Annotated in this window: 22 protein-coding genes; 11 read left to right on the top strand and 11 right to left on the bottom strand. The window is 71.0% G+C overall.

Going from position 1 to position 25,092, the window contains the following annotated elements:
* Positions 1-55: 55 nt before the first annotated feature.
* The gene (locus ACYVOO_RS37050) at positions 56-1,195 is read left to right on the top strand and encodes a serine hydrolase domain-containing protein (protein ID WP_461020133.1); all 1,140 of its coding nucleotides are present in this window, start codon (positions 56-58) and stop codon (positions 1,193-1,195) included.
* A gap of 63 nt (positions 1,196-1,258) precedes the next feature.
* On the opposite strand, the gene fahA is transcribed toward ACYVOO_RS37050, so the two are convergent.
* The gene (gene fahA, locus ACYVOO_RS37045) at positions 1,259-2,485 is read right to left on the bottom strand and encodes a fumarylacetoacetase (RefSeq protein ID WP_461020132.1); all 1,227 of its coding nucleotides are present in this window, start codon (positions 2,483-2,485) and stop codon (positions 1,259-1,261) included.
* A gap of 410 nt (positions 2,486-2,895) precedes the next feature.
* Between fahA and ACYVOO_RS37040 the strand changes: the two genes are divergently transcribed.
* Positions 2,896-4,101 (top strand): carboxylate--amine ligase, encoded by a 1,206-nt coding sequence (locus tag ACYVOO_RS37040; RefSeq protein ID WP_461020131.1) that lies wholly within the window; start codon positions 2,896-2,898, stop codon positions 4,099-4,101.
* A 15-nt stretch (positions 4,102-4,116) separates the two neighbouring features.
* Positions 4,117-5,337: an FAD-dependent oxidoreductase gene (locus ACYVOO_RS37035; protein WP_461020130.1), complete on the top strand. Its 1,221-nt coding sequence runs from the start codon at positions 4,117-4,119 to the stop codon at positions 5,335-5,337.
* A gap of 228 nt (positions 5,338-5,565) precedes the next feature.
* On the opposite strand, the gene ACYVOO_RS37030 is transcribed toward ACYVOO_RS37035, so the two are convergent.
* Complete coding sequence (locus ACYVOO_RS37030) at positions 5,566-5,856, bottom strand: DUF397 domain-containing protein (protein WP_461020129.1); 291 nt, start codon at positions 5,854-5,856, stop codon at positions 5,566-5,568.
* Positions 5,829-6,683, bottom strand: coding sequence for a helix-turn-helix domain-containing protein (locus ACYVOO_RS37025; protein WP_461020128.1), 855 nt, complete (start codon positions 6,681-6,683; stop codon positions 5,829-5,831). Before ACYVOO_RS37025 ends, ACYVOO_RS37030 begins: the two co-directional genes overlap by 28 nt.
* A gap of 112 nt (positions 6,684-6,795) precedes the next feature.
* On the opposite strand from ACYVOO_RS37025, the gene ACYVOO_RS37020 reads away from it, so the two are divergent.
* The 3 genes from ACYVOO_RS37020 to ACYVOO_RS37010 are packed head-to-tail and all read left to right on the top strand — an operon-like array spanning position 6,796 to position 7,492.
* Entirely contained in the window at positions 6,796-7,029 is a 234-nt protein-coding gene (locus ACYVOO_RS37020) for a hypothetical protein (protein WP_461020127.1), read from the top strand.
* Positions 7,020-7,163, top strand: coding sequence for a hypothetical protein (locus ACYVOO_RS37015; RefSeq protein WP_461020126.1), 144 nt, complete (start codon positions 7,020-7,022; stop codon positions 7,161-7,163). Before ACYVOO_RS37020 ends, ACYVOO_RS37015 begins: the two co-directional genes overlap by 10 nt.
* The gene (locus ACYVOO_RS37010) at positions 7,160-7,492 is read left to right on the top strand and encodes a hypothetical protein (protein ID WP_461020125.1); all 333 of its coding nucleotides are present in this window, start codon (positions 7,160-7,162) and stop codon (positions 7,490-7,492) included. Before ACYVOO_RS37015 ends, ACYVOO_RS37010 begins: the two co-directional genes overlap by 4 nt.
* Positions 7,493-7,529: 37 nt before the next feature.
* Here ACYVOO_RS37010 and ACYVOO_RS37005 read toward each other — a convergent pair whose 3' ends face one another.
* The 6 genes from ACYVOO_RS37005 to ACYVOO_RS36980 all read right to left on the bottom strand — a co-directional run bounded on the left by ACYVOO_RS37005 (position 7,530) and on the right by ACYVOO_RS36980 (position 16,522).
* On the bottom strand, positions 7,530-8,462 hold the full coding sequence (locus ACYVOO_RS37005; RefSeq protein WP_461020124.1) for a hypothetical protein: 933 nt from the start codon (positions 8,460-8,462) through the stop codon (positions 7,530-7,532).
* 62 nt (positions 8,463-8,524) lie between these two features.
* Positions 8,525-9,469, bottom strand: a complete 945-nt coding sequence (locus ACYVOO_RS37000) for a hypothetical protein (RefSeq protein WP_461020123.1) — start codon at positions 9,467-9,469, stop codon at positions 8,525-8,527.
* Positions 9,469-11,754 carry a hypothetical protein gene (locus ACYVOO_RS36995; protein WP_461020122.1) on the bottom strand — a complete coding sequence of 762 codons (2,286 nt, stop codon included), beginning with the start codon at positions 11,752-11,754 and terminating at the stop codon, positions 9,469-9,471. The genes ACYVOO_RS37000 and ACYVOO_RS36995 overlap by 1 nt, the downstream gene beginning before the upstream one ends.
* A 40-nt stretch (positions 11,755-11,794) precedes the next feature.
* On the bottom strand, positions 11,795-12,373 hold the full coding sequence (locus tag ACYVOO_RS36990; protein ID WP_461020121.1) for a hypothetical protein: 579 nt from the start codon (positions 12,371-12,373) through the stop codon (positions 11,795-11,797).
* A gap of 533 nt (positions 12,374-12,906) precedes the next feature.
* Entirely contained in the window at positions 12,907-14,916 is a 2,010-nt protein-coding gene (locus ACYVOO_RS36985) for a CocE/NonD family hydrolase (protein ID WP_461020120.1), read from the bottom strand.
* Between the two features lie 67 nt (positions 14,917-14,983).
* Positions 14,984-16,522 (bottom strand): peptide MFS transporter, encoded by a 1,539-nt coding sequence (locus tag ACYVOO_RS36980; RefSeq protein WP_461020119.1) that lies wholly within the window; start codon positions 16,520-16,522, stop codon positions 14,984-14,986.
* Between the two features lie 330 nt (positions 16,523-16,852).
* On the opposite strand from ACYVOO_RS36980, the gene ACYVOO_RS36975 reads away from it, so the two are divergent.
* A complete protein-coding gene (locus ACYVOO_RS36975) occupies positions 16,853-17,866 on the top strand; it encodes a polyprenyl synthetase family protein (protein WP_461020118.1) in 1,014 nt (337 codons plus the stop codon).
* Positions 17,867-18,010: 144 nt separating this feature from the next.
* Here the strand turns inward: ACYVOO_RS36975 and ACYVOO_RS36970 are convergent, their stop codons facing one another.
* Positions 18,011-18,709 carry a DUF4232 domain-containing protein gene (locus ACYVOO_RS36970; RefSeq protein WP_461020117.1) on the bottom strand — a complete coding sequence of 233 codons (699 nt, stop codon included), beginning with the start codon at positions 18,707-18,709 and terminating at the stop codon, positions 18,011-18,013.
* A 553-nt stretch (positions 18,710-19,262) separates the two neighbouring features.
* Between ACYVOO_RS36970 and ACYVOO_RS36965 the strand changes: the two genes are divergently transcribed.
* The 3 genes from ACYVOO_RS36965 to ACYVOO_RS36955 all read left to right on the top strand — a co-directional run bounded on the left by ACYVOO_RS36965 (position 19,263) and on the right by ACYVOO_RS36955 (position 22,702).
* Complete coding sequence (locus ACYVOO_RS36965; protein ID WP_461020116.1) at positions 19,263-20,582, top strand: LolA family protein; 1,320 nt, start codon at positions 19,263-19,265, stop codon at positions 20,580-20,582.
* A gap of 163 nt (positions 20,583-20,745) precedes the next feature.
* A complete protein-coding gene (locus ACYVOO_RS36960; protein ID WP_461020115.1) occupies positions 20,746-21,768 on the top strand; it encodes an ABC transporter ATP-binding protein in 1,023 nt (340 codons plus the stop codon).
* Positions 21,755-22,702: an ABC transporter permease gene (locus ACYVOO_RS36955; RefSeq protein WP_461020114.1), complete on the top strand. Its 948-nt coding sequence runs from the start codon at positions 21,755-21,757 to the stop codon at positions 22,700-22,702. Before ACYVOO_RS36960 ends, ACYVOO_RS36955 begins: the two co-directional genes overlap by 14 nt.
* 205 nt (positions 22,703-22,907) lie before the next feature.
* On the opposite strand, the gene ACYVOO_RS36950 is transcribed toward ACYVOO_RS36955, so the two are convergent.
* Positions 22,908-23,981 carry a transcriptional regulator gene (locus ACYVOO_RS36950; RefSeq protein ID WP_461020113.1) on the bottom strand — a complete coding sequence of 358 codons (1,074 nt, stop codon included), beginning with the start codon at positions 23,979-23,981 and terminating at the stop codon, positions 22,908-22,910.
* Positions 23,982-24,624: 643 nt separating this feature from the next.
* Between ACYVOO_RS36950 and ACYVOO_RS36945 the strand changes: the two genes are divergently transcribed.
* Positions 24,625-25,092: DUF7848 domain-containing protein (locus ACYVOO_RS36945; protein ID WP_461020112.1), on the top strand; the 468-nt coding region annotated here is incomplete at its 3' end.

Genomic DNA, 25,092 nt, shown 5'->3' with positions numbered 1-25,092 from the left:
GCACGGCTCGCGTGAGAGCCGTGCCCGTACAAGCGAAAAGGGAGAGCGAACGACCATGACGCACCTTCAGGGCATATCCGAGCCGCGCTTCGAGGCCGTACGCGCCGCACTGGAGAAGAACCTCGAATCCGGTGAGGAGCTGGGGGCCTCGCTGGTCGTGGACATCGACGGCGAGCGTGTCGTCGACGTCTGGGGCGGCCACCGCGACACCGCCCGCACCGTCGCCTGGGACGAGGACACCCTCGTCAACGTGTGGTCCACGACGAAGACCGTCACAGCGCTCGCCGCGCTCATGCTCGTGGACCGGGGCCAACTGGACGTGTACGCGCCGGTGGCCACGTACTGGCCGGAGTTCGCGGCCAACGGCAAGCAGGACGTCGAGATCCGCCATCTGCTCTCGCACACCTCCGGCGTCTCGGGCCTGGAGCAGCCCGCCTCGGTCGAGGACCTCTACGACGAGCGGGGCGCCGCCGCGCGCATGGCGGCGCAGGCCCCGTGGTGGACGCCGGGCAGCGCGTCGGGCTACCACCTCATGAACTACGGGCACCTCATCGGCGAGGTCGTCCGCCGGGTCGACGGGCGCCCGCTGAAGCGGTTCGTCGCCGAGGAGATCGCGGGCCCGCTGGGCGCCGACTTCCAGATCGGCGCCGCCGAGCGGGACGCGCACCGCATCGCGGACGTCGTCCCGCCGCCCCCGCTGGACATCGACTTCTCCGCCATCGACCCGCAGAGCCCCGCCTACAAGAGCATGACCGGGCCAGCGGGCAGCGCCGAGGCCGCCAACACGGCGGAGTGGCGCGCCGCGGACCTCGGCGCGGTGAACGGCCACGGCAACGCGCGCTCCGTCGCCCGCATGCTTTCGGCGCTGGCGCGCGGCGGCGAGGTCGACGGGGTGCGGCTGCTCGGCGGGAAGACGATCGACCTCGTCTTCGACGTCCAGGCGGAAGGCACCGATCTCGTTCTCGGCATCCCGCTGCGCTGGGGCATCGGCTTCGGGCTGCCGTGCCAGGAGTCGCTCCCGTGGCTGCCCGACGGGCGGATCTGCTTCTGGGGCGGCTGGGGCGGCTCCGTGATCATCATGGATCTGGACCGTCGGCTGACCATCTCGTACGTGATGAACAAGATGGGCGCCGGGATCATCGGCTCCGAGCGCAGCGCCGAGTATGTGCGCGCTGTCTACGACCAGTTCGCGTGAGCGCACGCCCCGCCTCCCCTCCCCGGAGAGCCCTGGGAGCCCGGGGGGCGGGGCGTTCCCGCGTCAGGCCGAGTGGCTGACCGTGCCACGGACCTCGCCCATGCCGATACGGGTGCCGCCGGGGCCCGGCGCCCAGGCGCTGAGGACCACCTCGTCGCCGTCCTCCAGGAACGCCCGCTTCCCGTCGGGCAGTTCGAGCGGTTCGCTCCCGCCCCACGTCAGCTCCAGCAGCGAGCCGCGCTGCCCCGGCTCGGGCCCGCTGACCGTGCCCGAGGCGTAGAGGTCGCCGGTGCGCAGGGAGGCGCCGTTGACCGTCATGTGGGCGAGCTGCTGCGCGGCCGTCCAGTACATGGCGGAGAAGGGCGGCTCGGCGACGGTGTGGCCGTTGAGCGTGACCGTCAGCCGCAGGTCGAGGCCGCCGGGCTCGGCCTCGCCCGCGTCGTCCAGGTAGGGGAGCAGGGGCACGTCGCGGGCCGGGGGCGCGGTGCGGGCCGCGTCGAGCGCGGGGAGCGGGGTGATCCATGGTGAGACGGACGTCGCGAAGGACTTGCCGAGGAACGGGCCCAGCGGCACGTACTCCCACGCCTGGATGTCGCGCGCCGACCAGTCGTTGAGGAGCGTCACCCCGAAGACGTGGTCGCGGAAGGCGGAGAGCGGCACGGAGGTGCCGAGCTGGGTCGGGGTGCCGACGACGAAGCCGACCTCCGCCTCGATGTCCAGCCGCCGCGAGGGCCCGAAGGCGGGCACGGTCTCGTCGCGCGGCTTGCGCTGCCCCTGCGGGCGCACGACCGGGGTGCCGGAGACGACGACGGTGCCCGCGCGGCCGTGGTAACCGATCGGCAGGTGCTTCCAGTTGGGCGTCAGCGCGTCGCCGTCCGGGCGGAAGATCCTGCCGACGTTGGTGGCGTGGTGCTCGCTCGCGTAGAAGTCCACGTAGTCCGCCACCGCGAACGGGAGGTGGAGGGTCACGGCGGACAGCGACCACAGGTGCGGGGTGACGACCGCCGCGTGGGCGCGGTCCGTGAACCAGCCGCGCAGCTCGGCCCGTACGGCGTCCCAGACCGGCCGTCCGGCCGCCATCAGCGGATTGAGCGCGGGGGCCTGGAGCAGCGCGGTGTGCTCCGAGCCGAGCGCCGCCGCCACGGCGCCCGCGTCGAGCACGTGGGCGCCGTACCGGACGCCGATGCGGTGCCGCTCGGGTGTCTCCGCCGTGGTGAACAGTCCGTACGGCAGGTTGTCCGGTCCGAAGAGGTCGCCTTCGGGGAGGTCGAGCGGGTGCGCGTCGGTCATACGGGTGCCTCGCCTTCGAGGTCGCTGCGCCTTCGGGAGGCGCTGCCGGTCAGGAGCGGGGCCCGGGGCCGTCGTGGGGTGCGGGACGGGCGGGCCGCGCGGGGGAGGGGTGCCCCTCCGGGAGATCACAGTACGGGGAGGCGGGGCTTCCTTGAAGGGCCGCAAAGACAGGGCAAAGAGTGCTTCATGTCGTGATACGTCCGAGCGGAATGGAAAATTCGCCCTTAGCGTGCGGAGGGGAGGGGTGCGCGGGGGAGGGCCGTCGTCGCGTCGTTGCGTCGTCACGCTGACGTTGCCGTGCTGATGTTGCCGTGTCCCGTGGCCGTGTTGGGGGGCGAGGGCAGGTGTCGAGCAGGGGTGCGCGCTTGGGCCGCTTGGGCCGCTTGGGCCGCTTGGACGTGGACCGGTCCGTGCCCGGCCTGATCGTCAAGATCGGCCGGTATCCGCTGCACCACGGAGGCGTGGGCGCGATCCGCAGCCTGGGACGGCTCGGTGTGCCCATGTACGCGATCACCGAGGACCGCTGGACCCCGGCAGCGCGGTCCCGCTACCTGCGGGAACCGTTCGTCTGGCCGACGAGCGGCCGGGAGAGCCCCGAGCGGCTGCTGGACGGGCTCGCCCGCGCGGGCCGTCGCATCGGACGCCCTTCGGTGCTGATACCGACCGATGAAGAGGCCGCCGTGCTCATCGCCGAGCACCAGGACGCGCTGGCCGAGTGGTTCCTCTTCCCCGCCGTCGAGCCCGGGCTGCCGCGACGGCTGGCCAGCAAGCAGGGGCTGCACGAGCTGTGCGCCGAGCACGGTGTGGCCTCGCCCGCCGCCGCGTTCCCCGAGTCGTACGAGGAGGTGGAGCGGTTCGCGGCGCGGGCGCGCTTCCCGCTCGTCGCGAAGAACCGCGAGGCGTTCGTACGGCGTGCGCACCCGGCCGTGCCCGGCACGACGCGGATCGGCGGGCCCGGGGAGCTGCTGGCGCTCGCGCGGGGGTGGGGCGCGCGCCCTGACGTGATCCTCCAGGAGTATCTGCCGCGCGAGGAGGCCGAGGACTGGATCGTGCACGGCTGCTTCGGCGCGGGTGGCCAGCCGAAGGCGGCGTTCACCGGGGTGAAGGTGCGGTCCTGGCCGCCGCACGCGGGCATGACGGCGTGCGCGTACGTCGTCGGCAACCCCGAACTCGCTGAGCTGTCCGCGCAGTTCGTGAAGCGGGTCGGGTTCGTCGGCATCGTGGACCTGGACTGGCGCTTCGACCGGCGCGACGGCCTTTACAAGCTCCTCGACTTCAACCCCCGTATGGGCGCTCAGTTCCGGCTCTTCGAGAACGACGCGGGCGTCGACGTCGTGCGCGCGCAGCACCTCGACCTGACGGGGCGCGCGGTGCCGACGGGGGAGCAGCGGGACGGGGACCGGTACGTGGTGGAGCACATCGACCCGGCCGCGCGGCTCGCATACCGGCGCGGGCGCGGCGGCTACACGACGCCGCACGCGCCGACGCGGGCCCGCGTCGGCGGCACGGAGCTGGCGTGGGCCGCGTCCGACGATCCGCTGCCGGCGATGGTGATGCTGGCGCGGGTGGTGGGGCCGGGGGCGAAGCATCTGTGGGGGCTGTGGCGGAGGACCTGAAGGGGGAGACCGAGGGTGAACCGACCTGTGGTGGTGATCGGGGCAGGCCCGTACGGGCTGTCCACGACCGCGCATCTCAGAGCACGCGGCATTCCCGTACGGACCTTCGGCGATCCGATGGCGAGCTGGCGCGAGCGCATGCCGGCCGGGATGCTGCTGAAGTCCACGCCCGGCGCGTCCAGCATCGACGCGCCGCAGCCCGGGCACGCGCTGCTCGACTACTGCCTCGCGGCGGGGGAGCGGCGCTACGAGACGGACTGGGACCTCGTGCCCGTCGAGACGTTCGCGCGCTACGGGTCCTGGTTCCAGGAGCGGCTGGTGCCCGGCCTGGAGCGGGTCAGGGTCGTCTCGGTGGACCGGGGGGCCGCTGGGTCCTCCGGGTCCTCCGGGTCCTCCGGGTTCGCCGTGAAGCTGGACTCGGGTGAGGAGTTCGCGGCGTCGGCGGTCGTCGTGGCGACGGGGCTGAGCGGGTTCGCGTATCTGCCGCCCGCGCTGGCCGCCGTCGCGGGCCCGGTGTCCCACAGCTCGCAGCACGCGGACCTGCGGGGGCTGGCGGGGCGCGAGGTGGTCGTGGTGGGCGCCGGGCAGTCGGCGCTGGAGACGGCGGTGCTGGCCGCGGAGGCGGGAGCGGCCTCGGTGCGGGTCCTCGCGCGGGGGCGGCGCGCGGTCGGGTTCGGGGCGCCGCCCGACCGGCAGCCCCGGTTGCGCCCTGAGTCGCCGTTCGGGCGGGCGTGGTCGCTGTACGCGCTGACGTACTACGCCGACGCGTACCGCTACCTGCCCGCCGCGGTACGGCACGCGCTGGTGCGGCGCGTGCTCGGGCCGCTCGGCGCGTGGTGGCTGCGGGAGCGCTTCACGGCGAGCCGGATCGGGGTCACCCAGGGCCGCGCGCTCCTGGGCGCCTCGGTACGGGGCGCCGGGACCGGCGGGGCACGCGTCGCCCTGCGCCTGGACGGGGGGCGGGTGCTGGAGGCCGACCACGTGATCGCCGCGACGGGGTACCGGGCCGACTTGGCCGCGCTGGACTTCCTGGGCCACGGCATCCGCGCGCACCTCACCCTGAGCGGCCACGGCCCGGCCCCGATGCTGCGGGGCCGCTTCGAGTCCTCGGTGCGGGGCCTCTTCTTCACGGGGCTGCCCGCGGCTGCCTCGTACGGGCCGGTGATGCGGTTCGTGGTCGGCACGGAGTTCGCCTCACGGCGCGTGGGGGAGGGGGTGGAGCGGGTGGTGGGGTGACGGGCGCTGCGCGCTGTGCGGTTCGCCGTTTTCGGGTGCGGGTGGGTGGCTTCGGCGCGGCGTGTGGTTGCGGTGCGGTGCGGCTTGCGCCGCGTGGTTCTTGGCTTGTGCCGGTGGCCGTGTGGGGTTGCGGTCGGCTTTTCGGCTGTCTGTACATACTCGTCGCCACCACTTGCGGGGACACCCCACCACGTCCCCTCCCACCCGGTGGCCGACCTCAGCGTCCGCTCAGCTCCGCGCCTCTTGCAGCGCCGCGACAAAGGCCGCCCAGGCGGGGGCGGCGAAGACGAGCGGGGTGCGCGAGGGGTCCTTGCTGTCGCGGACGGGGACGAGGCCCTTGACCGTGTCGGCTACCTCCAGGCAGGCGCCGCCTTGGCTGTCGCTGTGGCTGGACTTCCGCCAGGTGGCGGCGTCGGGGAAGTCCTCGGCTATCTCCAGGCAGTCGCCGCCTTGGCCGTTGCTGTAGCTGGACTTGCGCCATGTGGCGGCGCTCAGGTTCCGTCCGAAGGCGGGGGACATGCGTAGCGCTCCTCCAACGTGGCCCTGATGAGGTCCCGGCTATCTTCGGGTGACAGGGCCTTGACCATCAGGCGGTCATAGATCATGGCGTACTGCTTCACCGCCTGTGGCGACTCTACAACTTCGCCCTGCGTTCCAGCGCCTTCGAGATAGGCCGCACTTGGCCCGTCCGGGAAGTCCATAAGGGTGAGGGCGCCATCCATGGCTCCGTGGGCCCCAGCTTTAAATGGCAGCACTTGAAGTGCGATGTGCGGGAGTTCGGACATCTCCAACAGCTGCTTGAGCTGGCCGCGTGTGGTCGTCACGTCCCCAAAGGGACGTAGCAGGATCGACTCGTCCAGCACGACCCACAAGTAGAGCGGGTCGTCTCCTTCCAGGATGCTGCGTCGATTCATGCGCAGTTGAACCAGCCGCTCCAACTCTCGCTGTGAGATGCCTGGCTGGCTGACCCGGAAGAGGCACCGGGCGTAATCCGGGGTCTGGAGGATGCCGGGGACAAGCTGTGGAGCGTACTTGCGCATCCTGGTCGCCCGCTTCTCCAGGTCGATGTACTGGCGAACCCACTCACGATGCTGCGCCCGGTTCATGTGCCACCAGGCGACGTTGATCTCGTCGTCCGCTTTGAGAACGCGGTCGAGGTCCTGGGACAGGTACTCGTTCGGCGGGTCCGTGGCGAGTTCGATCTGGGCGATGCGGGATGCGGAGACGTAGACGCGATCGGCGAGTTCCTGCTGCGTCCAGCCCATGGCTACGCGTGATTTGCGGACCTTCGCACCGAGGGCGGCGGCGAGAGAAGAGCGGGGGTCGAGTGCTTTGGGTCGGCTCATGGTGTGCCTCTTCTTTAATCCGCGGACTTAAAGATGTCACCCCTGGTGAGCGTACCGATACGCAGACAGCATCGTCCGTGGAACAGGGCAACTGTCGGTGAGGGAGACGCACATGGGGATGGACGCAGAGCGACCGGTGCCGCCGTGGGGCGGGCATGTGGGGCGGACGGTGAGGGACGCCGCGACGGGGCGGGTGGGGGTGCTCATGGCCGTGCTGCCGTATGCGGAGGTCAGCCATCTCGGGGACCTCGGACATCTCGGGAACACGCACTGGGTCGTCTATCTGCGGCCCGTCGGCGGGGGTCGGGAGTGGACGACCGTGCCGGAGGCGGTGACGTGGCCGTGAGCGCGGGCGAGGGCGAGGGGGACGGGTCCGGCAGGCGGGGAGAGGTGCGGCAGTGGGTGATCGCCGTGTGGTGGTGGGCGGTCACCGTGGTCGCGCTCGTCTACGGCCTGCTGAACGCGGGACCCCGCAGGTGAGCCCCGGCGACGGCCGCTACTGGTGCGGGGTTCGCGGCCTTGTCCGTCGGGGCTGCGGCTGGGTCCTGGACCGGCTGCTGCCGCCGACGGGGAGGCGTCGGCGGTGTACGGCCGTCGCGGGGTGGCCGTTACCGGCGGCGGGCCCCGCGCCGGGCCCGCTGCCCGCGCACCGCAGCCCGTACGCGGAACGCGCGTCGGACACACGCCCGTGGGTGATGGACGGAAAGCCGCTGGTCCGCCCGTACTTCCTCGCCCACGAGCGCGAACGGGCCGCGTGGATGGAGCGTCGTCTCGCCGGGCTGGCGCTGGGCGGGGCTGGGGGACCGTGAGCTGTGCGGCTGCCCGTCGGCGCCCGGGTGTGTCTGGTCAGGCGGAGCGGTAGGCGCTGCTCGTCCAGCCTGTGAGGTCGCCCATGCGGCCACCGGTGTCGGCGAGTTCGTCGGCCGGTACGCCGACCTTGGACGCGTGGGCGTGGAGCAGGTGGCGGAGCCTCGGGTAGCCGTTCTTCTCGTAGTTCTCCGCCAGCTTCTCCTCGGTCGCGGAGTCGGGCTCACCGTCGAGGGCGGCCTTGAGGGCGTCGTCCCGCGCCTGGACCAGGCCGCCGATGACGGAGCCCGAGCGTTCGACGACGGCGCGGGCCCGGTCGTCGGCGCCCCCGGGAGCCCGGGTCAGCTCTTCCTTGGTGAGGCCGTCGATCTCCCGGGAGACCTCGCGGAGTTGGGAGCGGTAAGTGGTGCGGAACGCGTCGTCCTCCGCGGACACCGACCGCATGAAGGCGGTCAGCGCGGTGTGCGGCACCTCGGGGTCCCCGGCCGAGGCGGAACGGCTCGTACGGCCCAGCACTTGGTGAACGTCCTGGTGGAAATGAGCGAGGACGTTGGCCATCTGCGGCGCGATCTCGACGGGTACCTCTTCGCCGTCCGGGGCCTGGGCGCCGTAGGAGGTGACGATCTTCTTGAACATCCGCGCCTGCTCGTCCGTGTGCCGGACGGCCTCCTCGGGTGCGGTGGAGCCCGCGGGTCGGCCGGTGGCTGCCGTTTCGAGCGCGTCGCCGCACGCGCGCAACGAGCCGTCGTCAGCGGGCTCGCTCTGCGGCGCGAGGCTCCAGCAGAAGTCGGCGGCGGGGGCGGAGCCACCGTCGTGCAGCGAGAGCGCGGCACCGGTCGCGGCAACGGCGACGGTTGCTCCGGCGACGACGAGGAGGAGCCGTCGTCTCCGGCCGGATGCCGCCGCGCCGGGGCGATTCGTCTCCTCGGCCGGGGAAACGCTCGGTCGGCTGTCGGGCTGTTCTGGCGTCAAGCCTGGTGTCAGGGCGGTCATTCCTTGCCGGGGGCGAGACGTCCCCGTACTCTCCGCGCGCGTCATGAGCGCGGTGAGAGAACCGCGTCGGTCCTGCGGACCTCGGTCTCGTACGCGCGGCCCGCATCTTGGATCAGGAGGGCGCACCGGGTGCCGGAGCCGTGGATGGCGTCCTCGTCGAGGCCGACGGCCTTGGCGCGGTCCTCGATCAGCCCGGTGAGCCTGGGCTTGCCGTGCTCCTCGTCGTTCTCCGCGAGCGCGGTCTCGTCCGCCGCGCCGTCGTCGTCCTGCTGGAGAGCCGCGGCTCGGATACGGGTCAGGGTCGCCAGGACCCTGGCGTTGTCGTCGACGACCCCACGCGCCGTGTCCGTGCTGCCCTCCGGCGTCTCGGCCAGGTCCTCGCGGCCGAGCTTGCCGATGCTCGTCGCGGCACGGTCGGCCTGGGCCCCGTAGAGGGTGCGGAAGGGCCCGGCGCTCCCGGACACGGCGCGGACGAAGCGGACGAGGTCTTCGCGGGACACGTCCGCGGTCGCCGACGAGCCGGACCGCGAGCCGGACCGCGCCTCTTGGGCGCCCAGCACGGTGTGCACGTCGTCGCCGTGGTGGACGAGGGCACGGGCCATGTGGGGGCGGAGCTCGGCGGGCATCCTCGCCGGGTCCTCGGAGGTGTGCTCGGCGTACGCGGTGACGACGTCCGCGAAGGCCCGCGACCCCGGCGAGGGCGAGGCGCCCGGTTCCTTCCTCGTCATGGCGGTCTCCAGCGCCTCGCCGCACTCGGACAGGGGTCCTTGCCCGTCCGCCTTCTGATGGCCGGGCACGGTGTCCCAGCAGAAGGCGGTGTCCGACTCCGTCTCCGCGCCGGAGTCCCCGCCCGGCCACCAGGCCATCGCGCCGACGACCGCCCCGACGACCACCGCCGCCAGGACGACGGCTCCGATCAGGAGGGTGCGCGGCCGACGGGCCGGTGCGGTGCTGGATGTGGAGGTGGATGTGGAGGTGTCGCTCATCAGACCGTGCTTCCTGTCGCGCCCTCGGCGGCGCCGAGGCCCGCCGCGTAGGACTGTCCGGAGGACTGGAGGAGGCGCGCACCCCTGGTCCCCGAGTCGTGCATCTCGCCGTTCGTGACGCCGACCGCCTCGGCCTGCTTCTCCACCATCCTGGTGAGCCGGGGCTGGCCCTTCTCCTCGTACGAGCTGATCAGCTCGGCCTTGGTCTGGTCCGTGACGTCGTTGTTGAGCTTCTCGGCGTACAGCCCGGCGCCCACGTCCACCAGGCGCTGGAGGCCGTCTCCGACGACGGGCACGGGGGTGAGGGGTGCGCCGATGAGGTGGTACTGGTAGGTCTTCGCCCAGTTGTTCTGGTTGATCGCGTCGTCCCGGTCGCTGGCGAGGACGTCGGCCCGCAGCCGGTCCATCGTGCCCATGACCTGGCCGCTGTCCTGCATGACGCCCTCGGCCTTGTCCCGTCCGCCGCCCGGGGGGACGGTGAAGTCGTCGTGGTCGAGGCCGTTGATCCGGTGGGCGATGTAGTTGATCTGGGAGTCGTGCATGGTGCGGAACGCTCCGCCGTCGTCGCCGACGTCCCGCATGAAGCGGGTCAGGGTGGGCGCGGTGATGTCCTTGCCCGCCTCCTGGTAGGTGTCGCCGCGACCGCTGAGCAGGTCGTGCACGTCCTCCTGGTAGTAGGCCACCGCGTTGCCCATGTTCTGACGGATGTTGTCCGGCATCTCTCCCGGGCTGTCCTTGCCCGTGCCGCCCCAGGAGTTGACGACCTGCTCGAAGACGCGACGCTGCGCTTCCGAGTGGTCCGGCACGCTGTCCGGCGCCTTGTCCCCGGCCGCGTGCCCCGTCATCGCCGCCTCCAGCGCGGCCCCGAAGCCGCTGCGCGCGTCCTTGTCCTCGGCGTCCTGGCCCGGGACGATCTGGACCATGCCGCCGGGGGAGACCTGGGAGTGGGTCTTGTCGACCAGATCCCAGTCGCGGTCCTTCTGGAGGTACGTGAGGCGGTCCTCGCCGTCGGCCGTGGCGGGGTCGAAGTAGGACGTCGCCGTGTCCGGGTCCTTGCTCATCACGCCGAGGATGCCGTCGAGCGGGTCGTTGGCGAAGCGGCCCGTGCCGGTGTGGTCGAAGAGGCCGGTCTTCTTGTCCTTCTCCCCGGAGAAGTCGCCCTCCAGGTCCCAGATGTCCTTGTCGTCCTCTTCCGCGTCGCGGATGTCGTCGGCGACGCCGTGCAGGAAGGTCCGGCCGAACTTCTCGTCGCTCTGCTCCATCAGGCTGACGAGGCTCTGGTAGCCGCGGACCTTCTGGTCCGAGTCGTGCCCGGTCTTCTCGGCGAGGGTGAGGTCGTACTCCTTCACTCCGTCGGCGCGCAGCCGCTTCCGCCACCGCTCGGAGAAGGCGTCGGCGGTACCCGGCTTGCCGTCGCTGTCCACCTTCGTCGCCGTGGCAAGGGAGTTGGCGAGGCTCTTCTCCAGGCCGAGGTACTGCTTCCTGTGGTCCTTGTCGTCGTAATAGGCGAGGTTGTCCAGGGAGTTGGCCGCCTTGATGACCCCGTCAGGGCCCATGGAGTCGAGGAGGGTGCGGCTGTACTCGGGGTCGTCCTCGTTCTGCTTCGTGAGGAAACGCAGCTCGCTCATCTCGTGCGCGGACAGCTTCTCGCCGTCGGCGAGCTTGTCGTACAGCTTCTCGGCGCGGTCCGCGTTGGCCGCGCCCGCGTCGCCCTTCAGCGCGCCGTTGAAGCCGTCCTCGGTGCCCTTGCCGCCGTCCGACGGGTCGGACTTGAGGGCTTCCATGAAGTTGCGGTCGGCGTCACGGACGTCCTTGACCTTCGCCGCGATGGAGTCGGTCCACTCCGTCTCCAGCTTCTCGCGGGCCGCTTTGTCCTCGCGGTACTCGTCCGCCTTCTCCTTGCCGTACTTCTCCTCGACCTTGTCGAGGTCCATCGCGCACTTGCCCGTCGCGCTGACGTGCATGCCCGCCTCGCGCGCCGCCTTCGCCTCGTCGAGAACGCGCTGCCGCATGTCCTTGAGGACCGTGTGCGCCTCGTCCAGCAGGGAGCTGACGGCCTTGGCCTCCTTGCGGGCGCCCTCGTACTCCTCCAGCGTCTTCTGCGCCTCGATGCTGTAGAGGGTCGCCGAGATCCCCTTCCAGCGGGCCTCGGCCACGCCCTTCACGTCGTCGCGGTAGCTGGCGTGCAGGTCGTCGAACTTGTCGCTCATGTCCTGCCACGAGCGCGAAGCCTCCTTGAGGAAGCTCAGGTCGGTGTCGACGATGGTCTCGTAGTCGACGGGCATGCCTCGTGTCCTCTCCCCCGTTGGTCTTCCGGATCCCGCCTCAGAGGTCCGTCAGCTTGCTGCGGCCCGGCGCCCAGGGGCCCGGCGGGCCCTCGGTCGTCGTGAGGAACGGGCTGTCGGAGGGGGAGGAGCCGCCGGGGATCAGCCCGAAGCCCGACTCGCGGCGGCCCTCGGTGCCCTGGAAGAGGAGGTTGGTCTGACGCAGGTTCGACATCTCGCTGTTGAGGCGCCCGATCAGCTTCTTGAGGTGCCGGTCCCATTCGCGCTTGCGGAACTGGAGGCCCGTCCGTACGTCCCAGTCGCGCATGCCGCCAGGGCTGGCGATGGCCAGCGGGGGGCGGGGTTCGTGACCGGGGAGGAACACGGAGACGCCGCCGCTGCCACCGCTGCCGCCTCCGGTGATCGCCTCCGTGTCGGCGTCGGCGGCGTTGCCCGCGCTGCGGGTGTCGGGGCCGACGTGCTCCTCGATGCGCGCGGCGGCCTTCTTCTTGTCCGCCTGTACGTGCTGGAGGCTGCCGTTGTCGCCGCCGCCGTCACCGGCGCTGTTCAACCGCGTGCCCGGCGAACCCCGCTGCCCCGCACCGGACTTGAGCCCCGCCCACTCCTCATCGAACCCCAAGGCGTCCCCCCGCATCTCGGTACACCGCTGGTCAGCGCGATGTATCTACATGCCTGTAGTTACTCTACGAGAGTGTAGAACATTACGAGGAGCCCCTCACTGAGCGGGGAACAACCGCAGGGGCCACCGGCCGATAGTTGGCCACCGGGTGGGAGGGGACGTGGTGGGGTGTCCCCGCAAGTGGTGGCGACGAGTGCCGGGAGAAGGTCGCACACGAGACCCGCACTTGTCGCCGCCCGAGGAGACACCCCGGCGCGGCGCCGACCCCCACCACACAGCAATCCCACACGGCCACCGGCACCAGCCAAGAACCGCGCGGCGCCAGCCGCGACGCACCGCACCACACGCCGCGCCGAAGCCACCGGCCAGGCACCCGAACACGGCGCCCCGCCACACAACGGCACCCCCGGACAGGGGCACAAAAATTGGCGCGGGACCCTACGGCACCCACCACACCGGCCAACCGTCCCGCGCAACACCCCCGACGAACGAAGCACCCCCGTTTCCTTCCGCAGCCCCGCGAAGGGGCCCCGCTACCCCGCCGTACGCCGCACGCGCCGCTCCCACGTGCGGCGGAAGACCTCCGTCTCACCGTCCGCGCAGACCACCTCGTTCGTCGTGACGAAGTCCGCGCCGTCCGTCGTGATCTCGGAGCGGGTGCGGATGCGGGCGTCCCAGCCCAGTTCGGGGCGGTGGAGGCGGATCGTCCAGTCGGAGCGGGTGCGGGCGCTCAGCGGGTCCGACTCGTCGATGGTGTACGTCTCCAGCGCGTCCTCGGTGAACTCCAGGCCGTCCGGGTAGATCCGGGTGCCGCCGTAGCGCGGGTCCACCTCCAGCTTCCACGTCCCGGCCGCGACGTCCCGCACGACGACGCGCTCGGGCCGCTGCCCGGCCACCTCCGGATACCGCACCCCCAGCGGCTCCGCCTGCTCCGGCTCCTCGAAGACGATCGGGGCGCGGGCCGCGTCGCCCAGGGGATCGCGTACGGGCAGGTCCAGCGCGCTCGCGCCCGGGTCCACCGTCCAGCCCGCCTCGCTGCCGGGCTGCGGCCAGACCCAGGGCCAGTAGGCGGAGGACAGTGCGAGCCTGATGCGGTGTCCGGGCGGGAAGGCGTGGCCGATGCCGTTGAGTTCGAAGGTGACGTCCTCCGTCGCGCCCGGCTCCCACTCGGCGACGGTGTCGCGCCCGTGCCGGGCAGCCAGGTTGAGGACGCCCCGGGTGACGAGCGTGGAGGAGCCGTCGGGCGCGACGTCGCAGACGCGGGCGATCACCTGGCCGCGCGGCACGTCGGAGGTGAGCCGCAGCCGCACGCGCGGGCGGCCCAGGATCTCCACCCGCGCGTCCAGCGCCGCCGAGTCGAAGCAGACCGACCGGCCGTCCTCCTCGCGCTGGTCGGGCGGCAGGTCGGAGTCGTTGCCGAACGGGAAGTAGCGGCCCGCGTCGACACCCGTGTGCTGCGGCGAGCGCACCCGCATGGGCCCGGTGCCGGGCAGCGCGTACGGCGTCATCGTGACGCTCGGGGACGGCCAGGCGTCGTCGCCGACCCAGCGCCCTGGCAGCTCCGGGTAGACCGTGGCGGGCGGGTGCGACTCGCTGATCCACGAGCGCAGCCTCGGCTCCTCCAGCACACCGGTGTCCTCGCCCTTGAGCCAGTGGTCCCACCAGCGCAGCGTCTCCTGGAGGAAGCCGATCGCGGGCCCGGGCGGCAGCCCTCGGTCCGGGTACTGGTGCGACCAGGGCCCGATCAGGCCGCGCGTCGGCGCGTCGAGGTGTTCGACGAGGCGCAGGACGGTGTCTCGGTACGGGTCGTGCCAGCCGCCGACGGCCAGGACGGCGGCCCGCACCGCCGAGTAGTCCTCGCAGACGCTGCCGTGCCGCCAGTAGTCGTCGCGGGACTGGTGGTCGAGCCAGGTGTGGATGAACGGTTCCACGGCGTCCAGGCGGCGCATCCACATGTCCCGCCACACGTCGCCGACCTGCGCCGGGTCCGGCGGCCGGGAGACGAAGGCGAGCATCGTGGAGGCCCAGGCGTGCATGTCGACGGCGAGGACGGAGCCGCCCGTGTAGTGGACGTCGTTGTCGTAGCGGTCGTCGGCCGAGCAGACCGTCACGATCGCCTTGAGCGCCTCGGGCGCGCGGGCCGCGAGCTGGAGGCTGTTGAAGCCGCCCCACGAGATGCCGAACATGCCGACCTTGCCGCTGGACCAGGGCTGCGCCGCCAGCCAGCCGATGACGGCGACGCCGTCGGTCAGCTCCGTCTCGTCGTACTCGTCGCCCGGCAGCCCCTCCGAGTTGCCGTGCCCGCGCACGTCTACGCGCACGGAGGCGTAGCCGTGGCCCGCGTACCAGGGGTGGCGCTGCGCGTCGCGGGGCGCGGTCCAGTCGCTCAGCCGGTACGGCAGGTACTCCAGCAGCACGGGCACGGGCTCGTCGGTGACGGGGCGCCAGACGCGCGCGTAGAGGAGGGTGCCGTCCGGCATCGGGATGCGGACGTCCTCGCGTACGACCTGGTGGGGGAACTGGTCAGGGGTGCGGATACGCATGGGTCCTCTGCTCGTGCTCGCTGACGGTTCTCGGGTGACGGGTGACGGGTGACGGATGGGCGGGGGCTCAGTGGACCGGGGCCATCGTGCGGCGCAGCCACGGGACGACGGCGAGGACGGCGAGGCCCGCGACGACGGTGACGGCGCCGTTGAGGCCGAAGTAGGCGGGCGCCGAGAGCTGGTCGTAGAGCTTGACGGTCTGCGCCTGGATGCCGTTGGCGAGCGCGATCGACAGCATCCACAGCGCCATGGTCTGGCTCGCGAACGCGGCGGGCGCGAGCTTGGTCGTCGTGGACATGCCCGTCGCCTGGAGGATGACGTCACCCGTGCCGAGCAGCACGTACGAGCCGACGATCCACCACGCCGCCATCGTCCAGCCAGCGCCGTCGCCCTCGCGCCCGAACGTCGCCCAGGCCATCAGCAGGAAGGAGAGCCCGCCGAGGACGACGCCGATCGCGATCTTCTGCGAGGCGTGCGGCTGGCGGCGGCCGAGCCGCACCCACAGCGCCGCCACCAGCGGCGCGGCCAGTACCTCGGCCACGCCGAGCACGGAGTTGTACCAGGTGGAGGGGAACTCCCAGCCGAAGACCTCGGTGTCCGCGTGGTCGGCGGCCAGCAGCGTCATCGTCGAGTACGACTGGAAGAGGATCAGGTTGAAGACCACCGACGAGGCGAACAGCACGATGTAGGGCCGCAGCCTGCCCCGCTCCTCGGCGCTGACGCGCGGGCTGCGGAACATCACCACGAAGTACGCGACGGGCGCGACGACCGAGACCAGCGAGGTCACGTCGACGAACCGGCTCATCGTCAGCCACCCGGCGGCCGTCAGCACCCACGCCAGCGCGCCCACCGCCACCACGCTCCCGGCGATGATCCACAGCGCGCGGCGCATGGCGCTGGGCGGCAGCGCGAACTCGGCGCCGTGCTTGCGGCCCGCCAGATCGCGGCGGCCGATGACGTACTGGATCAGCCCGAGCGTCATGCCGATCGCCGCGGCCGAGAAGCCCCAGTGCCAGCCCTGCTTCTGGCCGAGCCAGCCGGAGACGACGGGGCCGAGGAAGGCGCCGATGTTGATGCCCATGTAGTAGAGCGCGAAGCCCGCGTCGCGGCGGTCGTCGTCGGTGCCGTAGAGCTTGCCGACCATGGAGGAGACGTTCGGCTTGAGCAGGCCCGTGCCGATGATGATCAGGCCGAGGCCGGCCCACGTCATGGCCGGGGTGGGGACGGCCATCGAGTAGTGGCCGCAGGCGATGAGGATGCCGCCGTAGAGGACCGCGCGGTACGAGCCGAGGATGCGGTCCGCGAGCCAGCCGCCAGCGACGGAGACGAGGTAGACGAGCGTGCCGTACGCGGCGACGACGGAGGCGGCCGTCCCGGAGGCCATGCCCAGGCCGCCGTTGGCGAGACCGTCGGCGAAGTACAGGACCAGGATGGCCTGCATGCCGAGGAAGGAGAACCGCTCCCAGACCTCGAGCCCGGACAGCGGCAGCAGGCCCCTGGGGTGGCTCAGGAAGGTGCGCTCACCAGGCCCGTTCCCCTCCTCGCCCTCGCCGCCGTGGCCGCGTCTCTCGGGGGCGGGTTGGCTGGATGTATACGGCAGGGGCACGGGTGACTCCAGTGGCTCGGGTGACTCGCGTGCTCTGCTCTCCCCATTTCCGTATGGCAAACCACCGGTAAAGGGTGATGTGCAACATACCCCTCAATGCGCACAATGCCCCAGGAAGCACACGAGGACCGCCGCCGTGAGCCGCGAACGAGCCGGGGCGGGGCCGCGAACGAGCCAGGAATGGGCGGGGATGCGGCGTGCTGGGCGGGCGCTGGCCGTGATCGCTGGGTGACCGGATACGCTTCCAGGTGATGGTGGCACTGAGATATTGAGACACCGCACGATCGCAGTTGATCGTTCATTCATCGTACGCAGACAGGAGTACCCCTCGTGACCGTCGTCGGGCCCTTCGGACTGACCGTGCGGGACCAGGCTCTCGAAGTCGACGTCCAGGCCGGGTTGGCGGCTGTCGAGGAAGGTCTCATCGAGGCCACCAAGAGCGATGTCCCCTTCATAACGGAAGCGGCGCAGCACCTCGTACGGGCGGGCGGCAAGCGGTTCAGGCCGCTGCTGGTGATGCTGGGAGCGCAGTTCGGCGACCCCCACGCGCCGGGCGTGGTGCCCTCGGCCGTGGTCGTGGAGCTGACCCACCTGGCGACGCTCTACCACGACGACGTCATGGACGAGGCCGACGTGCGGCGCGGGGTCCCCAGCGCCAACGCCAACTGGGACAACTCCGTCGCGGTGCTCACCGGCGACTTCCTCTTCGCGCGCGCCTCCCACCTGCTGGCCGACATCGGCCCCGAGGCCGTCCGCATCCAGGCCGAGGCGTTCGAACGGCTGGTCACAGGCCAGATCCTGGAGACCGCGGGGCCCGGCGAAAACGGCGATCCCGTCGACCACTACCTCGACGTCATCGCGGGCAAGACCGGCTCCCTGATCGCCGTCGCGGGCCGCTTCGGCGCGATGATGGCGGGCGCCGACGAGCAGGTCGTCTCCATCCTCACGCAGTACGGGGAGCGCATCGGTACCGCGTTCCAGCTCGCCGACGACGTCCTCGACATCGCCAGCGACTCCCATGAGTCCGGCAAGACCCCCGGCACGGATCTGCGCGAGGGCATCGCCACCCTGCCCGTGCTGCATCTGCGGGCCCGTGCCGCCTCGCCCGAGGCCACGGCCGAGGACCGCGCGCTGGCCGCGCTGCTCGACGGCGATCTGACGGACGACGCGCGCCACGCCGAGGCCCTCGCCGGGCTGCGCGCCCACCCCGCGCTGGAGCAGGCCCGCCGCGACACCGTCCGCTACGCGGAAGAGGCGCGCGCCATGCTCGCGCCGCTCAAGGACTGCGCCGCGAAAACGGCCCTCTCCGACCTCTGCGACGCGGTCGTGCACCGCGCGGGCTGAGGCCGGAGAGGGCCGCGTTCCTGCTGTTCCTGCTGTTCCTGCTGTTCCTGCCGGGAGTGGTCGGGAGTGGCCGGGGTGCCGCACCCGCGTGGGTGCGGCCCTCCCTACTGCCTGCGGTTCCCGGATACCGCCGTCCGCCCCGCGTTACTGCTTGCCGGTGCCAACGGGGTCCACCGTCACGTCGCTGGTGGAGTGGTCGGTCACGGGGATGTTGAGGCCGATCTTCACCGTCTTGGAGTGCGTCCCGTTGGGCGGGGTGACGACGAGGCGGTCGATGTCCACCCCGGAGCCGCCCGTGTCGTTGCGCGGGGTGTGCAGGGTGAAGCGGGTCTCGTCGCCGTTCTGGAGGGCGACGGCGGGAGCGTCGAGGTCGCTGCGGTTGGCGCTGATGCCGCCGGGGCCGCCGTCGGCCTTGAGGTCGACGCCCGGGAAGCCCTTGAGGGAGCAGGCTTCCCCGGTGTTCTTGAAGGTGACCACGACATCGCCCTCGCCCATGCCGTGAGCGGCGCTGAGAGCCAGGTTCGACGTCTTGCAGGTGCCGGTGGTGATCTGGCCGTTGCCGCTGCCCTCGCCGCCCTGCGCCTCGGTCTGCGTCGAGTCCGAGTCGTCGCCGGTGTTCGTGGCGTTCTCCCCGGAGCCGCCCGCGCTGCCGGAGCCGCTGGAGCCGCCGGTGCTGCCGCTGTCGCTGTCGCCGGAGCCGCCGGAGGTCCCCGTCGACGAGGAGGACGAGGAGGAGCCGGAGTCCTTCGAGCCGGCGGCGGAGGTGTCGTTCCCCTGGCAGGCGGTGAGCGAGAGACCGGCGGCGAGGGCCAGGGCGGCAATGGTGATCTTCTGAGCGCGCATCGTTTCTTCCTTCGCTGTGGTGTGGCGGTGCGCCCGCTCGGTCCCGGCGGGCGTCCCTGTCTGCGTTTCTGATTACTGGGATCCGCCCGCCCCGGGGAAAGTTTTCGCTGGTCGCCTCCTTGGACACGGCTGTTACACGCGAGCGGCCCGGGACCGGGGGGCGCGCCGCGCGCAGGCCCGCCGCCGCACGCCTGAACGCGGGTTCGCACGGTTCTCGTCGCGGTCCCGAGGGGCGGCCGGCCGCTGGGACAGACTCGTGACGGGGCGGCTATTGAACGGTGCGGGCGGGTCGGGCACGTGGCGTGGCCCCTACACGTTCATCAGGGGACGGACCCGCATCCGCACGCCGGACGACCGAGGAAGGAGCGCGCCACGTCCTCCCCCGGGAGTACGGGGAGTTGATCCCCGGGACTGATGCCCGGGCCCGCGGAATTTGGTGCGATAGGGGAGAACACCCCGCACCATCCCGTAGCGGCTCGGGTGAGAATGGCGGACAGGGATGGACGAGTGCGACGTACGGAACCGCCACCGACCACGGAGGTAGGGCACACAGATGGCACAGATCCCACCGAACAAGCCCAGCAGTCCCAGCGGCTCCAGAAAGAAGGCGGTCCGGTACGGCGTGCCGGTCGCGGTCGCGGGAGTGGCCGCGGCCACCGTCGGGCTCGTGCCCGCGCTCGCCAGCACAGGTGACCCGGACCTGCCGAAGATCACGGCGGAACAGCTCGTCGCGAAGATGGCGAAGTCGGATGTCCAGCATCTCTCCGGCACGGTGAAGATAAGCACCGACCTCGGTCTCCCGGAGCTTCCGGGCGTCGGCGGCTCGGGTTCGGGCTCCGGTTCCGGTTCCGGTTCCGAGGAGGGCGGTCCCTTCGGCGGCGGCTCGCACGGCTCCGAGAAGAAGGGTTCCGGGGACGAGAGCGGGGAGGACGGCGAGGACTCCTCCGCCACGCCCACGCCCCAGGACAAGCTGATGGAGCTGGCCTCCGGCGAGCACACCCTCCGCGTCGCCGCCGACGGCCCAGAGAAGCAGCGCCTCTCAGTGATCGAGGAGGCCGCCGAGTACAGCCTCATCCACAACGGCGACGACGTGTGGACGTACGACAGCGGCAGCGACTCCGCCACCCATATGACCGCTCCCAAGGGCGCCTCCGACAAGGCGAAGAAGGAGCACGACAAGGAGCTGGGCAAGGGGCTGGAGAACGTCACCCCGCAGAAGGCGGCCCAGCAGGCGCTGAAGGCGGTGGACGACACCACGTCGGTCTCCGTGGACGGCACGGCGAAGGTCGCGGGCCGGGACGCGTATCAGCTCGTCATCGAGCCGAAGAAGGCCCCGGACTCGACGGTCGAGTCGGTCCGCGTCATGGTCGACGCGGACACGGGCGTCCCGCTGAAATTCACCCTGAACCCGAAGAGCGGCGGCAAGGCGGCCATCGACGCGGCCTACACCGAGGTCGATTTCGGCAAGCCGGCCGCGAGCACCTTCGACTTCAAGCCCCCGAAGGGCACCAAGGTCGAGGAGCACCAGCTCGGCGACGAGTCGGCCCACGGTGACAAGGGCGAGAAGAGCGACAAGGGGGCCAAGGGCGCGAAGGAGGACCTCTCCGGGCTGAACGTCATCGGCAAGGGCTGGAACTCCATCGCGGAGATCGACGTGCCCAAGGGCGTCCTGGGCGGCAGCGGCACCGAGGGCGGCCAGGTCGGGCAGCTCCTCGACAGCTTCACCGAGGAGGCCAAGGGCGACTTCGGCACGGGCCGCGTCTTCAGCACCCGGCTGGTCAACGCCCTGATCACCGACGACGGCAAGGTCTACGCCGGTGCCGTCACCAAGGAGGGCCTGATCAAGGCGGCCGACGCGGCAGCGAAGAAGTAGCCGCGCGGCACGAGAAGGAACACCGCGCACCGGCCCGGCACCGGAAACCGGCACCGGCACCGGAGGCCGGAACCGGCATCGTTCCGGACCGGTCAGCGGACACGTCACCGGCCCCCGCCCGCTCGCACGGCGGGCGGGGGCCGGTCGGACCTCGGGGAGCACCATGGCACAGCCGCCCGGCGAAGCGGTCGTCGAGACGCGTGGCCTCAGCAAGCGTTTCCGCGGCGGCCAACTGGCCGTCGACGGCCTCGATCTGACCGTGCCACGCGGCAGCGTGTTCGGTTTCCTCGGGCCCAACGGCTCGGGCAAGACCACCACCATCCGGATGCTGCTCGGCCTCATCGAGGCGACGGGCGGCAGCGCCGAGCTGCTGGGCGAGCCCATGCCGGGAGCGGCCAAGCGCGTGTTGCCGCGCGTCGGAGCGCTGATCGAGGGCCCCGCGCTCTACGGCTTCCTCTCCGGGCGGGACAACCTCGTCCGGTTCGACTCCGCCGACCCGACCGCCGACCCCGGCACCCGCGCGGCGCGGGTGGGGCAGGCGCTGGAGCGGGTCGGCCTCTCGTCGGCCGCTGGCAAGAAGGCCAAGGCGTACTCCCTCGGCATGAAGCAGCGCCTCGGAATCGCCGCCGCGCTGCTCCAGCCCCGCGAGCTGCTGGTGCTCGACGAGCCGACGAACGGCCTCGATCCGCAGGGCATGCGCGAGATCCGCTCCCTGGTGCGGGAGCTGGCGGGCGACGGCATCACCGTCTTCCTCTCCTCCCACCTCCTGGACGAGATCGAGCAGGTCTGCTCGCACACGGCCGTCATGAACCGGGGGCGCCTGGTCACCCAGGGCACGGTCGCCGAAATGGCCTCGGGCGCCCGTGGACGCCTCGCGGTCACCACCCCGGACACGGCGGAGGCGGTGCGCGTCCTCAAGGAACACGGGGTGACGGATCTGGTGGTCGCGGAGGACGAGGTCACGGGGGAGCTGCCCTGGGGCGGACCCGTCGACGCGGCGGGTTCAGCCGATACCGTCGACACAGCCGCCGATCCGGCCGATCCGGGTGATCCTCCCGACCTCGCCGAGCTGAACGCGGCACTGGTGCGCGCCGACGTGCGCGTCCGGGCCTTCGGCCTCCAGCGGGCCTCGCTGGAGGACGTCTTCGTCTCACTCACCGGGGAGGGCTTCGATGTCGCAGGCTGAGAGCACCCGCCCGACGGGCGAGAAGCTGGGCGACGAGACGACGGGCCCCGGCGACGTCGCAGGAGCGGGCCCCGCCGCGCTGCGCGCTGCCGCGCCCAGCCCCCTCTGGACGCTCTCCCTCTTCCGCAGCGAACTGGTCATGACCTTCCGGCGCTGGCGGACGCTCGCGCTGCTGGGGGTGCTGGCCGCGATCCCCGTGCTGGTCGGCATCGCCGTGAAGATCGAGACCTCGGACGGCGGGGGAGGGGGCGGCGGCGGTGAGGGCCCGGCCTTCATCTCGCAGATCACCAACAATGGCCTGTTCCTGGTCTTCACCTCCCTCGCGGTCACCCTCCCCTTCTTCCTCCCGATGACGGTGGGGGTGATAGCGGGCGACGCGGTCGCGGGCGAGGCGAACTCGGGAACGCTCCGCTATCTGCTCGTCGCGCCCTCGGGCCGGACCAGACTGCTGCTCGCGAAGTTCGTGTCCGTGCTGGTCTTCTGCCTGGCCGCCACCCTCGTCGTCGCCCTCGCGGCACTGGTGGTGGGCGCGCTGCTCTTCCCCGTCGGGGACGTGACGCTGCTGTCCGGCAGCACCGTGCCCTTCTCGGAGGGACTGCTGCGGTCGCTGGCCATCGCCGTCGCGGTCGCCGTCTCGCTGCTGGGGCTCGCCGCCGTGGGGCTGTTCATCTCCACCCTCACCAGCAGTGGGATCGCCGCCATGGCCGCGACCGTCGGCCTGCTGATCACGGTGCAGATCGCGAACAGCATCCCGCAGCTCGACGACATCCACCCGTATCTCTTCCCGGAGTACTGGCTGAGCTTCGCCGATCTGCTGCGCGATCCCGTCTACTGGGACGAGATCCTCAAGAACCTCGGCCTCCAGGCCCTCTACACCGCCGTCTTCGGCTCCCTCGCCTGGGCCCGGTTCAGCACCCGCGACATCACCGTCTGACGCCGCGCCGTCGTTCCGTCGTCGGGTCATGTCGTCGTCAGGCGTCGCGCAACTCGCAGTTGCAGCACTGCCCGACGCCCGCGACCAGTAGTCCGCCCGAGGGTCTGCGGTTGGTGACTTCCATCTGTCGCGTGCCCGGCTCCCGGAAGCGCGCTTAGCGCCCCGCTATACCTTCCACGTTGGTGGGGATATAGCGAGGTATTCGTCATGCCGGAATCAGCTCGGGGCGCACGATCTGACGCGCCCGTTCGTACAGGGCCTGTGCTTCATGGTTTCTGATGTGAGGACGAACGAAGGTGAACATGTCAGTCATCCGTTTGTCGATCCGTCCAGAGTTGACTTGGGGGTAGTCGTCCAGCGCCAGTCCCCACGTCTGGCACGCGGCCTCCAAGTGCCCCACCGATAGTTGCCGTTCGGCGAGGATCGCGCGTTCCTTGACGCGCGTGCGTCGATAGACGCTGTACCGGAGTCGGTCCGATTCCTGCATGGCAGCAACAGCCCCGTTCACATCGCCCATTTCGAAGCGCACTTGGCTGGTGTGGTAGTTGAGCGCAGCGGGATCGTACGAGCCGAACACCTTCCCGCGGGACTCCGCCTTGTCCATGGCCACTTCGGCTTCCTGCAAGTACATGAGCGCGGAGCGGCGGTCGCCGACCTGCGCGGCCGAGTGTGCCTGCTGGCCAGCGAGGAAAGCGCGCATCCGTGGACCGGCCTGCGGGGAGGATGCCGCCGCAGCGTCAGCAAGCCGCATAGCCATCTGTCCTTGGTTCAGATCTACCGCTTGCACGCTCATCCCCCGAAGCGTGGTGCAGAACGTCAGGTGATCTTCCGATGCTCCCGCAAGCTCAAGGGCTTTCAGGTAGTAGCGCTGCGCAAGGCTGTGCAACCTTTCGTCCACGGCCATGTATCCGGTGAGGTAGCAGAGATCAGACGCCGCAGACATCATCGCCTTGCATACGTCCTCGGGGCCGTCCGTCCGCAGGAAAGGGGCAACCGTATTCACCAGGAAAGCCGCTGCAAGAGGGCGAGCTGTTCGCCCTCCAAACTGATCGTCCATCGATGAGAGCTGTTCGGTCATCGCGGAGACCGTTCGCACGTCGGACATACCGATGCGGGTCCGGGTCCCTTTCTGCGCAGCTTCCATGCGTCCCACTACGTCGGGCCACTCGGGGACAGTCAGTGCGACGGAGAAGAGGCCGACGCCGAGCACGCTACGGCGGGAGGGGTCCATATCCAACTTTCCAAGATCGATAATCCCGTCAACCGTGTTGTGAGACACCGCCTCCGTTTCGCACTCGGGGGCCGGGAGCCCGGCTTCCGCGTACGCGACGGGCCGTCGCAGCCTTCGGGCGAACGCTTCCAAGATCAGGGACCGGGTATCCTGCGCGCGGCAGGCTCCCGCTCAGCCACTGGTGCACGGAAGGTGCACGGTACTGCGTCGGGGTGCCGCGCTCGGTTCCGATGCGGTTGACGGCCTGGGCGCACTGTCGCAGTGTCCACCCGGTCTCGCGGAACAGTCGCTCTAGCCCTGTGTTCGGTTCCCTGGTGCCCACGGTTGTTCAGCTCCCCACGTATGAGTGCCCTAAGCGCTTAACGCTCTTAACTCCCGCCCCCGTTCCCAACGGTACCGCCGAGCGTGATCAGCTGGTTGCCTTTAGTGAGCAGTCGAGTTCGCGGCGGAGAGGACGTAGGCGAGTGAGCGCGGATCTGGAACCGCCCCCTGTAGGTGCGCTGGTGGTGGATACCAAGCGCGTGATGTTCGGAGAGTTCCGCGCGGTCGCCGGACCTCACTGGATACTGCGGTCTCTGCGTAGCAGGGCTGAGTGGGAGGCGGAGCCCGAGTGCGTCCGCCTGGTAGATGAGATGGAGCGTTTGCGCGCGGAGACCGACCGTGCGAACGCGCGCAGCCGGAGTGAGCGTCTGTGACTGCTCGCCGTAAGTTCGCGTTCTTCGGCTGGCGGCTACGGCCGGACCAGGACGGCGATGCCCCGCGGACCACGTACGCGTTCCGGTGTCTCACGCTCCAGGACGATGACACCGAGCGTGCCGCGAAGTCACCCGCGAGCGAAGATCCGACCGAGCCGCAAACGTGGGTCTTTGCCCATATACGAGAGTTTCCCGAGCACACCAGTTACGCCGAAGTGACCGAACGATCGCGTCTGGCGGGCTACTGGGCGGAAGTGCGCGCGGAAGGGCCGGTATACGGCACGGGCGAGAGCGTGCAGTACGTCCTCAGCACCTTCCAGACCATTTCCCCGGTACTCGTGCTCCGCTGGCTGAGCAGCGAGGCCGCGCGCATCGCGAACCGGTTACTGAGGTTTTCGGGTTGGTGTCGGATGGTGACGTGCGGTGATCCCTGCGGTAGGCCGGAAGCATGCGGTATGCGCAGG

The organism is Streptomyces daliensis (assembly GCF_054782395.1).
The sequence above is the reverse complement of the archived record's forward strand: the minus strand, read 5'-3'. Positions and strand labels throughout refer to the sequence as shown.

Excerpts from the sequence above, each read along its gene's own strand:
- ACYVOO_RS36995 (WP_461020122.1), bottom strand. The coding sequence starts at position 11,754 with ATGCCCGTCGACTACGAGACCATCGTCGACACCGACCTGAGCTTCCTC.
- ACYVOO_RS36965 (WP_461020116.1), top strand. The coding sequence starts at position 19,263 with ATGGCACAGATCCCACCGAACAAGCCCAGCAGTCCCAGCGGCTCCAGA.
- ACYVOO_RS37000 (WP_461020123.1), bottom strand. The coding sequence starts at position 9,469 with ATGAGCGACACCTCCACATCCACCTCCACATCCAGCACCGCACCGGCC.
- fahA (WP_461020132.1), bottom strand. The coding sequence starts at position 2,485 with ATGACCGACGCGCACCCGCTCGACCTCCCCGAAGGCGACCTCTTCGGA.
- ACYVOO_RS36955 (WP_461020114.1), top strand. The coding sequence starts at position 21,755 with ATGTCGCAGGCTGAGAGCACCCGCCCGACGGGCGAGAAGCTGGGCGAC.
- ACYVOO_RS37030 (WP_461020129.1), bottom strand. The coding sequence starts at position 5,856 with ATGTCCCCCGCCTTCGGACGGAACCTGAGCGCCGCCACATGGCGCAAG.
- ACYVOO_RS37025 (WP_461020128.1), bottom strand. The coding sequence starts at position 6,683 with ATGAGCCGACCCAAAGCACTCGACCCCCGCTCTTCTCTCGCCGCCGCC.
- ACYVOO_RS36970 (WP_461020117.1), bottom strand. The coding sequence starts at position 18,709 with ATGCGCGCTCAGAAGATCACCATTGCCGCCCTGGCCCTCGCCGCCGGT.
- ACYVOO_RS36985 (WP_461020120.1), bottom strand. The coding sequence starts at position 14,916 with ATGCGTATCCGCACCCCTGACCAGTTCCCCCACCAGGTCGTACGCGAG.
- ACYVOO_RS37020 (WP_461020127.1), top strand. The coding sequence starts at position 6,796 with ATGGGGATGGACGCAGAGCGACCGGTGCCGCCGTGGGGCGGGCATGTG.
- ACYVOO_RS37050 (WP_461020133.1), top strand. The coding sequence starts at position 56 with ATGACGCACCTTCAGGGCATATCCGAGCCGCGCTTCGAGGCCGTACGC.
- ACYVOO_RS36960 (WP_461020115.1), top strand. The coding sequence starts at position 20,746 with ATGGCACAGCCGCCCGGCGAAGCGGTCGTCGAGACGCGTGGCCTCAGC.